Here is a 12,200-nt window from a genome sequence, read left to right as displayed (position 1 = left end):
CCTCAGGGGGATAACGCAGAGTGCTCCGGGTCCCCTCAACACCAGGAGCGAGAACTCATGCGAGTACCCAGGAAGCTTGCGCTGGTCGGAGCCGGTGCGGCCGGCGTTCTGGCCATCGGGATCAGCGTGCCGGCCTTCGCGGCGGGCAATGACGGTCCGTCACCCGCGCCGTCCTCGACCGCGTCGGCGCCGGCTCCGGCCACGTCGGAGCACGGCAAGGCGGGGCACGACAAGGACTGGCAGGAGAAGGCCAAGCAGGCCCGCGCCGACCGGCAGGAGAAGCTGGCCGCGGCCCTGGCCAAGGAACTCGGCATCGACCAGAAGAAGGTCGCCGACGCGCTGACCAAGGTGCAGAAAGATCTTGCCAGCGACGCCAAGGCGGAGCGGGCCGACCAGCTGAAGGATAGGCTCGCCAAAGCGGTCAAGGACGGCAAGCTGACCCAGGCCCAGGCCGACGCGATCATCGCGGCCGCCGAGAAGGGCGTTTTCCCCGGCGGCCCGGGTGGCGCCGGTTGGGGCGGCTGGCAGGGCCGCGGAGGCCACGACTGGAAGTAGTCGCCGCCTGACCTCAGGGACCGCCGAACCCGCACACGACCTGTGCCAACCCCCCGACACTGGTCTGCGTGCGGGTTCGGTGGTTGGTGGCGGTGGTCGCGGTGCTCTGCGCCGCGAACTGGCTCAACAACGTCGCGCTACCGGGCGCGTACCCGTGGATCTCCCTGGTCGAGGTCCTTGTGCTCCTCCTGCTGGCCGCCGGCGCCGGGCTCCGTCCGGATGATCTCGGTCTGGCTCGCCCGACGTGGCGCCGCGGACTCCGCTGGGGTGCCGTCTCGTTCGCCGTCGTCCTGGTCCTCTACCTGCTCGCGCTGGCGTTCCCGGCCGGGCGCGACGCGTTTCTCGACCAGCGGGCGCACCTCTCGCTCGGCGGTGCGCTGTACGCCGCGTTCCTGAGCGTGCCGGTCGGCACCGTGCTGCTCGAGGAGGTCGGCTTCCGCGGCGTGCTGTGGGGGATGGTGTGCCGGCTGCGCGGGCCGGTCTGGGCGACGCTCGTGTCGTCCCTGCTGTTCGGGTTCTGGCACGTGCTGCCGTCGCTCGGGCTGGGCGGCAACAACCGGGTGGTCGGCGCGCTCTCGGGCTCGACCTTCCTGATCACTCTCGCGGCCGTGCTCGCCACCGCGCTGGCCGGCGTGCTCTTCGCGGCCCTGCGGTGGCGCTCCCGGAGCCTGCTCGCGCCGTTCGTCCTGCACTGGGCGACCAACGGCCTCGGCTACCTGCTGGGCGCGGCGATCTGGGCGATCTCGGGCTGAATAGCCTTCACATTTGGTACGAAGAAGTGTGGGCGATCGCCTGGTGCGCTGGGGGCTCCCACGAGCCGCCAATGCCGTGCCCCTGCTGATGGAGTTCATCGTCGTCGCAGTCGCGACGGTGCTGTCCATCCGGTTCGCCCTGTTCATCACCGGCTACCCCCGCCTGGGTGGCGGCGGCCTGCACGTCGCGCACGTCCTGTGGGGCGGCCTGCTGATGGCCGTCGGCGTGATGGGGCTGCTGTCGTTCAACGGGCGGGTGATCAGACCCATCGGGTCGTTCCTGGCCGGGGTCGGCTTCGGACTGTTCATCGACGAGGTCGGCAAGTTCCTGACCAGCGACAACGACTACTTCTTCACCCCGAGCATCGCGATCATGTACGTGGTGATCGTGCTGCTGGTGCTCGGGATCCACGCCCTGCACGGGCGCCGGCCCATGTCACCGCGGGAGCTGTACGCGGCCGCGCTCACCACCGCCGCGGCAGGGGTGACCAACGGGATGACGGACTATTCGCGGCAGATGGCGCTGCGCCGGCTGCACGCGGCCGGCGGCCTGCCGGGGACGGAGGCCGCCGCGGCGCTGGTGCACGAGATTCCGCGCGGGCGGGCGGAGAAGTACGACGTCAGCCAGATCGGGACCCGGGTGGCGCGGCGGATCGCGAAGTCGCTGCGGACCCGGTGGGCCATGGTCACGACGATCGTGATCCTGGTGGTGCAGACCGTGGTGACGCTGGGGTTCGCGTTGCTGATTCTGTCGGCGCTGCTCGCGTTCGAGGCGGGGGCGGACGTCACGCTCCGCTTCACCGAGCCGGTGCCGACCGCGGTCGGTGGGGCGAGTTCGCTGGTGTCGGCGGCGTGCGTGGTGTGGGGGTTGGTGCGGCTGCGGCAGAAGCGCCGGGTGACGGGCTATCGGTGGCTGCAGCGGGCCGTGCTGATCGACCTTCTGCTGACGCGGGTGTTCGAGTTCGCTGTCTACCAGTTCGCCGCGATTCCGGCGCTGTTGATCGATCTGCTGTTGCTGGCCGCGCTCGAGTATGCGATCCGGAGCGCGGTGCGGGACGAGGCTGCGGCGGATGACGGGTCCGCGGAGGCTGCGGAGGCCGGGCGGCCGTCGCCGACGCGGGTCGCCGCCAGTGCGGGTGTGGCGGCGGGCCTCGGGGCGGCGACGGTGGCGGCCGGGCGGGCTTCGGGGTCGCGGGCCGGCCGTCTTTCCTGGGGTGGCGGCGCGGCCGCACCTGCTGCGGCGTCGCTGTCCGCCGGGTCGGCGGGTGCGGTGCCGTCGGGTGCCGCGGACATCGGGCCGGGCGCGTATCCCGGGGCTCTTCCGGTCGTCGCTTCCGCCGATCGGGAGACCGTGATGCCGAGTGCCGCGCCTTCGCCGCTCGACGGGGCGCCGGCCAACGTGGCGGCTCCGGCTGAGCGGCCGTTGCCGGCCGCGCCGCCCGCGCTCGGCGGGCCGGCGGCGCCGCCTTCGGTGCTGCCGGGTGCGTCGCCGGTCGGTGGGCCGGGTCCGTACTTCGCGAGCCTGCCGGCTTCGGCCGCTTCCGCGTCTGCTGGCGCTGGCGCTGCCGTTGCCGGGCTGACCAAGCGTCCGCCGCCCGAGCGGGATTGCGAGCCTTCCTTCGGCGGTGGGTGCCACTCGCAGGGAGGCATGATCGGCGGGGCGACGGCGGCCGGGTGCGGCGCGTTCGCCGGTGGGTTGGTGGCCGGCATGTCGACCTGGTCGGCGGGCGACGCGGCCGTGCCGGCGGACACGGGCTCCGACGCGGGTGAACTCGTCGGGGAGGTGCTCGACGACTCGCGTCCGGGCGACCACGGGGCCGTACCCCAGGCTGGTGCCGTTCCGTCGGAGCCCTCGACCCGCGACGGCGACGGCGACCGCGACCTCGACGAGCCGGGGCGGTCGCCGCGCAGCGTCGGCGGGCAGCCGCCGGCGGCCACGTGGGTCGGCAGCCGCGAGAAGAACGCGGGCGCGACCCGTTACCGGCCGTCATCCAACGTGGATCCGAACCGCAAGGTAACCCCTCCGCCGCTGTCCTGACACCGAAACGCTGCGCGGCTCACGTATCGGGCGTTAACGTGAAAAACATGGCGGTTATCGGCATCGACATCGGCGGCTCGGGCATCAAGGGCGCCTTGGTCGACATCAGGCGGGGTGAGCTGGTCGGCGAGCGCTTCCGGGTGGACACGCCGGAGCCTTCCAACCCCAAGAGCGTCGTTTCGGCGGTCGCCGAGGTGGTGGGCCACTTCCGTGGCCGCCCGGAGCGGGTGGGCATCACCTTCCCGGGCGTGATCTCCAACGGCGTGGTCCGCACGGCGGCCAACGTCGACAAGAGTTGGATGAACACCAACGGCGCGCAGCTCTTCTCGCAGGAGCTGCACTGCCCGGTGGCCCTCGTCAACGACGCCGACGCGGCCGGCATGGCCGAGATGGAGTTCGGCGCGGGCAAGGGCCGCAAGGGCAAGGTCGTCATGCTGACCTTCGGTACGGGCATCGGCAGCGCGGTCTTCATCGACGGCATGCTGGTCCCGAACACGGAGTTCGGCCACATCAAGATGCACGGCGTCGACGCGGAGAAGCGCGCGGCCGCCCGGGTGCGGCAGGACGAGGACCTGGGTTGGGGCGCCTGGTCGAAACGCGTGCGGAAGTACCTGCAACACCTGGAGCAGCTGCTAAGCCCGGACCTGTTCATCGTGGGCGGCGGAGTGAGCCGGAAGTCCGACAACTTCCTGGACCGGATCGACATCGAGACAGAGGTCGTCCCCGCGATGCTCCTGAACAACGCCGGCATCATCGGCGCGGCGCTGGCGACACCGCAGGCAACCGAGGGCCGCCCGATGCCGGCAACGTCGACAGGCGCCCGCAAGACGACGGGTACCTCCCGCAAGACGACGGCGAAGAAGGCTGGGACCTCCAGCCCCACGGCTCGCAAGTCGGCGAAGTCGACAACCCCCCGCAAGTCAACGGCGAGCAAGTCCGCAAGCACCCGCAAGTCGACCTCGCCCCGCACGTCGACGACGGCGTCGAAGTCGACGTCCGCGCGTAAGTCGGCGACGGCGTCGAAGTCGACGTCCGCGCGTAAGTCGGCGACGGCGTCGAAGTCGACGTCTCCGCGTAAATCAACGACGGCCTCTAAGTCGACGTCTCCGCGTAAATCAACGACGGCCTCTAAGTCGACATCTCCGCGTAAGTCGGCGACGGCGTCGAAGTCGACGTCCCCGCGTAAGTCGGCGACGGCGTCGAAGTCGACCTCGCCCCGCAAGTCAACGGCGGCGTCAAAGTCGACGACGCCCCGCAAGTCGACAGCAACGCGCAAGTCCACGACGGGCCGCAAGTCGACCGCCCGCAAGGCCGCCACACCGCGCAAGTCCTCGACCGCCCGCAAGGCGCCCGCGACGCGCAAGTCGACGACGGCCCGCAAGTCGACCGCGCCGCGCAAGGCATCGACGGGCCCCGCCCGCCGCGCAGGCACGGCCCGCAAAGCAGGCTCGGTCCGCACGGGCTCGACCCGCAAGGCAACGGCAGCGCGCAAGTCGACCTCGGCCCGCAAGTCGACGACCAGAACGCGAAAGACGACAAGCGCGGCCCGCAAGTCGACATCGACACCCCGCGCCACGAGCCAGATCCGCCGCACAACACCCAAAAACCCAAGGACACAAAAGCGCGGTTAACACACCGGCGCCGGGAACCCTAACGGCTCCCGGCGCCGTCGGCTGCCGCCGCCCTCCACAGTGGAGGGCCCACCTCCCGGAGCACTGAAGGCGGCCGTCATGCGAGGCTGTCACTGCTCGCACGGCCGACTTCCAAGGCGCCACGTTCCGTGCTGTGGCCCGCGCGCCGCACTGCGTGCGTCCGCGCCGCCTATCCGTCCTGTCCGCGCTCTCGGCCGTGCCTGCTCCCTATGCGACCCGCTGCCATCCGCTGGGCGGGCGCCGTCTCCTGCCCCCGCGCGCCGTCTCCATCCGCTGGGCGGGCGCCGTCTCCTGCCCCCGCGCGCCGTCTCGCGCCGCCTTCCCGCGCGCCGTCTCACGGCCGGGCCGCCTTCCGCGCGGCCTCCCGCGCGCCGTCTCACGCCCACACCGTCTGCCGCGCGCGGCCTCCCGCACGCCGACTCCCGCCTGGGGCGCCCCGGCGTGCGGCCTCTCGGGTGCCATCGTTCACGCACCGTCTCTCGCCTGCGCCGCCTCCCGCCCGCGTCGGGTTCCCCAGGCTGAATCGACGCGCCGCCTCCCGTGCGCGTCTCCCGCCCGCGCGCCGCTTTCCGCGTGCGTCTCCTGCCCGCGTCGCATTCCGGGGCCTCGGATCTCCGCGCCCCGTCGCGCATTGTCCTTCCGGTGAGGTCGTTTGCGAGGCTGGTTATGCGCAGCTCGGGATGACCCGGGTTTTGATCGTCTCTTTCGGACGTGTCGATGTCGTGGTCGTCGTGAACGTGGGAGCCGAAGGCTGTCGGGTGGTTCGGGCGAGGTGGGGCGGCGTGGGAGCGTAACCTGCTGATAACGGTGGGCGTACCCGAGGCGCGGACGGTCGCTGTGGGTTATATCCTTGCTGGGTGGCAACGATTGACGACGCCTCCGTCACATTGACGGTTCGCCGGGAGGACCTGGCGGATGTGGTTGTGTTGCGGCTCGCGGGTGAGCTCGACCTGAGCACCGCCCCGCATCTCAGCGAGCGCATCGACGAGGTTATCGGCGACGGCCGTACCGCCATCGTGGTTGATCTTCATGAGGTGACCTTCTGTGACTCGACCGGAATGTCAGCCTTCATCCGTGGCCACCATTTGAGCTCCGCCGCCGGCGGCTACCTTCGGCTGGTCGGCGCGCGCGGGGTCGTAGCCCGGGTCCTCAAGATCAGCGGTCTGGATACCTTACTGAGCGACGACTCCTAGCGCGCGCGACCCCCGTTGGGCCAATGTGGATTTAATTCCGCAAAATGCTCCGAAACGGGGTAATGCCTCGGGAGGATGGCCGGGAGGGGAAACGACTGGCTACCTGGGGGCGTGCTAATGGACTTCTCCATCGTCGAATCCGGCTACGACCGCGAAGAGGTCGAGAGTTGCCTGCTGGACCTGGGTGAGCAGCTCGCCGCGGCCTCCGCGCAGGCTGAGAGCGCCGCCAAGATGCGGGTCGAGCTGGGCATGGTGCGCGCCGAGGCCGAACGGTTGCACGAGATGCTGCGGGCCCGGCCGGCGGTCTACCGCAACACCCTCCGCGTACAGCAGATGATCGCCCTCGCCGAGGAGGAGGCCGCCGAGATCACCGCGGAGGCCCGCGAGGTGCTGGCCAAGGCCCGTGAGGACGCGCAGCGGATCCGGGCGGAGGCCTACAACGACGCGGTCAAGGCCCGCCGTGACTTCGAGCTCGCGCTCGCCGCTCGCCGCTCGCGCGAGCACAAGGCGGACCAGGTCCTCTCCACGGTCTCGTTCTCGCGCGCGCCGGACTCCCCGGGTACCTACGCCGCGCCCCCCAGCGCCGGCCGTAGCCTCGCCGGCGCCCAGGCCGTCGGCAGCCGCGCTACCGGGTCCGCTCCGGTCGCCGCCGGCGCCGCTTCGAGCCCTGCTGTTGCCGGTGCCGCTCCTAAACCCGCTGTTTCCGCTGCCGGCGCGGCCGCGTCGGTTGGCGGGCCTGCCGTTCTACCGGCCGGCCCTGTAGCCGGCGGTCGGCCGCAAGGCAACGACGGTGCCCGCCACCACGAAGCCGGAGCGGCCGGTGGCAAGGGCAACGCCGCCGCGGGCCGGCACGACGCCGCGGCTGGGCGGCCGTCGCCTACGCCGGTCAACGGTGAGATGGGACCCGTGCTCGACGCCGCGCCCGTGGCCGGCTCGGCCCCCGAGGCTTCGGCTGAGTCGAAGAGCGGCAAGGCTGGTTTGTTCGGGAAGGGCGGGCTGCTGGGCAAGGGGCGTGGCAAGGGCGGCACGACGAAGAACGCCAAGTCGGAGGCGGCCGCCCCCAAGGGGCGCAACAGCCGCCGCGCTGCGGAGCCCAAGGGGTCCGGACCTGAGTCCGGCGCTGGCGGATCGGCGGCCGACGGCGCGCCACCGAAGGCGACGGGCCGTGCAGGCGTGCCGGGGAGTACGACCTCGCCCGCTGTCAACCGCGAACCGTCTGCTGGCGCTCACGGCGCCGCCGGGGCGCTGGCTGGCGCAGGTCAGGCCGGTGCCGGTCGGGACGCGGCTGCTGGCGGTCATGACGGCACCGGGGCGCCGGCTGGAACGGGTCAGGCCGGTGCCGGTCGGGACGCGGCTGCTGGCGGTCACGGCGCAACCGGGGCGCCGGCTGGAACGGGTCAGCCCGGTGCCGGTCGGGACGCGGCTGCTGGCGCGAACGGTGGTGCGAGCGCGCCAGCTGGTTCGGGGCCGGCCGCGACTGGTGGCGCGAGGAGTAGTGCTGCTGGGGCGCCGGCCGGTTCGGGGCAAGCCGCGGCCAGCCGCGATGCCGGCGCCGGCGCACATGGCGGAAGTGCGGCGTCGGCTGGTTCGAGCCAGGTAGCTTCCGGTCGTAGCGCCGCAACTGGCGCGAACGGGGGCGGCGCCGTGCCGGCCGGCTCAGGCCAGGCGGTTGCCGGTCAGGGTGGCGCTGGTGGCGGCAACGCCTCCGCGGGGACGGCGGCCGGTGCGCCTCAGGCACCTGCCAGCCGCGATGCCGCGGGTAGCGCTGGCGGCAGCGCCAAGGCTCCGGCCGCTTCTTCGAACCAGGCGGCCGCTGGTCGCAGCGGCCCTGCCCCGGCGTCGACCGGGTCGGGCCAGGTGCCCAATGGCAGTGGTGCCGGGCCCGCCGGATCGGGTCGGGCGGCCACCGACGGCGCTGCCGCGGGGGCTGAGGCCGGGTCCGGTCACGACGCAGCCAGCAACAGCTCCGGGGTCCGCGCCAACGCAGGTCAGGCGGCCGCTGCAGGCGGTGGAGCTGGCCCGGCTTCGGCTGGCCGCGCTGCCAACGGCAACGGCGCTGCTGGTCAGGCGGCCGCTGGTCGGGGTGTCAGCGGCGATGGCGCTGCCGGCGCAGCTGGTCAGGTGGCTGCTGGTCGGGGTGTTAACGGCGACAGCGCTGCCGGCGCTCCTCCTCCAGCGGCTCCTGGTCCGGGTGCGAACGGCGATGGCGCGGGCGGCGCTGCTGATCGGGCGGCTGCTGGCCCGGGTGTTAATGGCAACGGCGCTGCCGGCGGTTCCCCTCAGGCGGCTGCTGGCCGGGGTGCTAACGGCAACGGCGCTGCCGGTGGCGCTGGTCAGGCGGCTGCAGGTCGCGGTGCCGGTGGCAACGGCGCGACTGCTGGCTCTGGCCAGGCGCCCGCCAAGCGTGGCGGTGGCGCCGGGACCAGCCGCGGCGCTGCGGCCGGGCCGGACCAGGCGCCCGCCAAGCGGGCAGCCGCGGGTGCCAGCGAGAGTGCGACCCGGCCGGATGCCAGCCCGACCACCGGCAAGACGCCGGCGGCCGGTGCCGCCTCGGCCACGACGAGCGGGCAGGCGGGATCCAACGGATACGTCGGCCGGCCCGCGGCCGGCCAGGCACCCAGGACAGGCACCTCCGCGGCGGCTGGCAACGGCAAACCCTCGGGTGATGCGCCGGCGGGGAACCGTGACGCGCAAGCGGGTGCGCCGACCGGGGTGCCGATCACCGGGCGGGCGCCCGCGCCCGCTGACGGCGGGGGGATCCGGCCCGGTGCGCCGGCGACTCCTGGGCGGCCCGCGAACGGGGACGGGCGTGACCGGGCCGGGCGGCCCGCGCACGGTGGTGGGCGGTCGGCCGAGGGTGGCACCCGGCAGGCCGGGCGGGCTGCCGGCGGCTCCGGTGGCGGCGGGAAGCCCGCCGCCGGTGGGTCCGACAAAGGCAAGGCGGTCGAGAACGCGGACAACAGCCCATCTGGCCATACCAGCGCCCCTCGGGCACCGGAGCGACGGGCGGAAGAGCAGGACAGCCGAAGCGGAAGTACGCCAAGCGGCGGCGCCGTTGGTGAGTCGGCGGCGGAGCAGCAGGCGGGGCTGTCGGCGAAGGCCGACGTCGGTGACAACGGGCTGCGTACCCAGGCGCCGGAGTTGCCGCCCCTGCGGGCCGGTGCGCCGGCCGTCGACGGGGCGCGCGACGACCGAGCGCCGGCGGGCGGCGGCTCCGAGGCGCCCAAGGCGCCCCGGTCGGCCGTACCCGATGATCAAGAGGACGCCGACGCGGCGGCCGACGAGGGCAAGGACGACGACGGCAAGGGCCGCAAGGGGAAATGGCCGCGGCTACGCGGGCGGCGTACCGCCGTCATTCGCTGAGTGAAGACGGGAGGACCCGGGCGGCCGGCGAGCCACCCGGGTCCTCGTCGTCGTGCGCTCAGGTGAGCGCTTCGACCACCGTGGTGGCGACACCCTCGTGCTGGGCGTACGCGTCGGGGAACGCGGACACCTGCACCGCCTGGGCGGCGCCGGCGATCGACATGTTCTGCCATCCCAGCACCTGCTGGAGCGCGGCGAAGAACTTCGACGCCGAGACCGACGGCGTCATCAGTTCCTGCACGGTGCCCCAGCCGGTGCTGGTGCGCTGCTGGAACAGGCCGACCGAGTCGTGGTCGTACCCGGTGCCCTCGTTGGGGTAGTTGAGCGACTCCGGCAGGCCGGTGTTGGCCAGGTTGAGGAGGCGGCTCTCCTGCATCGAGGTCGCGATCGCGACGATCAGGCCGCGCTCCGGGATGCCCATCTTGACGCCCGTACGCACGATGGTGGCGGCGTTGTTCATCTGCGCCTGGGTCAGGCCGGCGACCGGCGCGACGACCGTCGACGTCGGCTTCGGCTTGCTCGTCGTGGCGGCCTTGGTGGGGGTCGGTTTCTTCGTGGCCGTGTTGCGGGGGGTCGGCTTACGGGTGGGGGTGGTCTTGGTCGGTGCCGGCGGGGCGGGGGTGCTGGCCGTCGGCGTGGGGGTGGGGGAACTTTCGGGGATGAGGGCGGTGCGGTCGTTCGCCCGGGAGGCGCGTTGCTGCGTCTCGGCCAGGGAGCGCTCGGCGGCTGCCTGTGCGGCGGCCTGCTCGGCGGCGGCCACCGAGGTGATGGACCGGGCCGGGGCGTTGGCGTCGCGGGTCTCGACCACGGCCGCCAGACCGAGGCAGCAGGCGAGACCGGCGACGAGACCGATGCGCGCTGCGGGGGTGGCGAATATCGGTTGAAGCCAGGTACGGAGCTTGCTCAGCTCCTGCGGCTGGATCTCTCGTCTGTGGCGGCCGGCCGGCTGTCCGTCTGAAGTGACCTCAACCGAACGGCTAGTCGGGCGAATTCCGTCATGTCGATGTTTTCCGATTTCCTTGGGCGGCACCCGAGCAGGTTAGTCAGGGGTCGCAGGGGTTTGACCTGCCACTTTTGTGGTCTGCGCCACAGTCTTGCGGTCGTCTGCTAGTCAAGCGGGACGACCCCGGGAGACCCTGGGAGGGCAAGGCGCCAGACCGGCTTGTCCGTTTAATCCATGCACACGCGGACAAGCCTGGCAGTTCGGAAGCGTTCGCCCGCAATCGGGGCCCAAGCCGCCGCCTCGGTCGAATGGGGGAGTAGCGGTAGCCAACGGGCCGAGTCGAGGATCGGCTTGCCGTACACCTGCGGCTTGATCGTCTTTTGCCGTTCATCTCCGGACCGCATGCGTATTGCCCCAATATTGTCTGATATGGACGACAAGCCTGCTAAGCAGGTAATGCCGGTTTTCTTGCGTGCCCTGGTCGCGAGCATCGTGCCGGCGGTGCTCGTGGTTTCCCTGGCTTGGTTCGTGCCCGTGTCGGCGCTGGCGGGCTTGCTGCCGGTGGGGCTGGGCGGGGCGCGGGACGGCTCCGCGGCCGACTCGATCACGATCGCGGCGGCGGGGGACCTGCTGGTCCATCCGGAGTTGACCGCGCAGGCGGCGGCGGACGCGGGTCGGCCGGGTGCGTACGACTTCACTCGGGTGCTGGCCGGTGTCGCGCCCCGGATCCGGACGGCTGACCTGGGCATCTGTCATATGGAGACGCCGCTGGCGGAGGAGGGCGGGCCGTTCACCGGGTACCCGATCTTCAGCGTGCCGCCGTCGCTCGCTGATGCGGCGGCCTGGGCCGGGTTCGACACGTGTTCGACGGCTTCGAACCATTCGCTGGACACCGGCACGGAGGGCATCGCGCGGACGCTCGCCAACCTTGACCGCGTCGGAATCCGGCACGCGGGCACGGCGCGGTCCGCGGCGGAGGGGATGAAACCGACAATTCTGACGGTACGCGGGGTCAAGGTGGCCCATCTGTCGTACACGTTCAGCTTCAACGGGCTGCTGCGTGCGCCTGGTCAGGAGTGGTCGGCGAACCTGCTGTCGACGTCTTCCGTGCTGGGCGCGGCGCGTCAGGCGCGGGCGGCCGGCGCGGAGATCGTGGTGGCGTCTTTGCACTGGGGCACCGAGTACCAGAACGAGCCCGACGAGGCTCAGCTCGAGACGGCCCGGGAGCTGCTCGCGTCGCCGGACATCGACCTGATCGTGGGGCATCACGCGCATGTGGTGCAGCCGTTCGAGAAGATCGGCGACAAGTGGGTGGCGTACGGGCTGGGGAACCTGACGACGCGGTTTCCCGACGGGTCGCCGGAGAACACGCAGGACGCGGTGATCGCTTCGTTCACGTTCGAGCGGACCGGGTCGGGTCGGTGGGTGGCGACGTCGGCCACGGCGGTGCCGACCTTCATGCGGTACGAGCCGGCGGCGCGGGTGGTCGATCTTCCCGCGGCGCAGCGGGCAGGGGCCGACTGGGCGCGTGTCCATGAGCGGATCAGTGGCTATCTCGATCTGCGGGGCGCCCGGGAGGCGGGCCTGCGAATCGACGGATCATCTTAAGTGGAGCGTGCGGGGCGGCGGGCCTGAATCGCGGAATCTGGCTGTGGCTCGCGGTTTTCTGGTGTCCTGTGGCTAGCGTCGAGCGGCGGGAGTGGA

General features: G+C 72.2%; 8 protein-coding genes. 7 read left to right on the top strand and 1 reads right to left on the bottom strand.

What is annotated here, in order from left to right; all coding sequences use genetic code 11:
- The first annotated feature begins 57 nt into the window (after positions 1-57).
- The 6 genes from Asi02nite_RS07620 to Asi02nite_RS07595 all read left to right on the top strand — a co-directional run bounded on the left by Asi02nite_RS07620 (position 58) and on the right by Asi02nite_RS07595 (position 9,553).
- On the top strand, positions 58-555 hold the full coding sequence (locus tag Asi02nite_RS07620; RefSeq protein WP_203711450.1) for a hypothetical protein: 498 nt from the start codon (positions 58-60) through the stop codon (positions 553-555).
- A 68-nt stretch (positions 556-623) separates the two neighbouring features.
- On the top strand, positions 624-1,307 hold the full coding sequence (locus tag Asi02nite_RS07615; RefSeq protein WP_203711449.1) for a CPBP family intramembrane glutamic endopeptidase: 684 nt from the start codon (positions 624-626) through the stop codon (positions 1,305-1,307).
- Positions 1,308-1,335: 28 nt separating this feature from the next.
- Entirely contained in the window at positions 1,336-3,345 is a 2,010-nt protein-coding gene (locus Asi02nite_RS07610) for a hypothetical protein (RefSeq protein WP_203711448.1), read from the top strand.
- 47 nt (positions 3,346-3,392) lie between these two features.
- Positions 3,393-4,976: a polyphosphate--glucose phosphotransferase gene (ppgK, locus tag Asi02nite_RS07605; RefSeq protein WP_203711447.1), complete on the top strand. Its 1,584-nt coding sequence runs from the start codon at positions 3,393-3,395 to the stop codon at positions 4,974-4,976.
- A gap of 878 nt (positions 4,977-5,854) precedes the next feature.
- Positions 5,855-6,190 carry an STAS domain-containing protein gene (locus Asi02nite_RS07600; RefSeq protein WP_239126553.1) on the top strand — a complete coding sequence of 112 codons (336 nt, stop codon included), beginning with the start codon at positions 5,855-5,857 and terminating at the stop codon, positions 6,188-6,190.
- 117 nt (positions 6,191-6,307) lie between these two features.
- The gene (locus Asi02nite_RS07595) at positions 6,308-9,553 is read left to right on the top strand and encodes a hypothetical protein (protein WP_203711446.1); all 3,246 of its coding nucleotides are present in this window, start codon (positions 6,308-6,310) and stop codon (positions 9,551-9,553) included.
- Positions 9,554-9,611: 58 nt separating this feature from the next.
- On the opposite strand, the gene Asi02nite_RS07590 is transcribed toward Asi02nite_RS07595, so the two are convergent.
- Positions 9,612-10,583, bottom strand: a complete 972-nt coding sequence (locus Asi02nite_RS07590) for a hypothetical protein (RefSeq protein ID WP_203711445.1) — start codon at positions 10,581-10,583, stop codon at positions 9,612-9,614.
- A 264-nt stretch (positions 10,584-10,847) separates the two neighbouring features.
- On the opposite strand from Asi02nite_RS07590, the gene Asi02nite_RS07585 reads away from it, so the two are divergent.
- Positions 10,848-12,104: a CapA family protein gene (locus Asi02nite_RS07585; RefSeq protein WP_239126552.1), complete on the top strand. Its 1,257-nt coding sequence runs from the start codon at positions 10,848-10,850 to the stop codon at positions 12,102-12,104.
- Positions 12,105-12,200 lie beyond the last annotated feature (96 nt).

This window comes from Asanoa siamensis (assembly GCF_016862555.1).
Lineage (GTDB): Bacteria > Actinomycetota > Actinomycetes > Mycobacteriales > Micromonosporaceae > Asanoa > Asanoa siamensis.
This window is presented reverse-complemented; position numbering and strand designations above follow the sequence as displayed.

Excerpts from the sequence above, each read along its gene's own strand:
- Asi02nite_RS07620 (WP_203711450.1), top strand. The coding sequence starts at position 58 with ATGCGAGTACCCAGGAAGCTTGCGCTGGTCGGAGCCGGTGCGGCCGGC.
- ppgK (WP_203711447.1), top strand. The coding sequence starts at position 3,393 with ATGGCGGTTATCGGCATCGACATCGGCGGCTCGGGCATCAAGGGCGCC.
- Asi02nite_RS07595 (WP_203711446.1), top strand. The coding sequence starts at position 6,308 with ATGGACTTCTCCATCGTCGAATCCGGCTACGACCGCGAAGAGGTCGAG.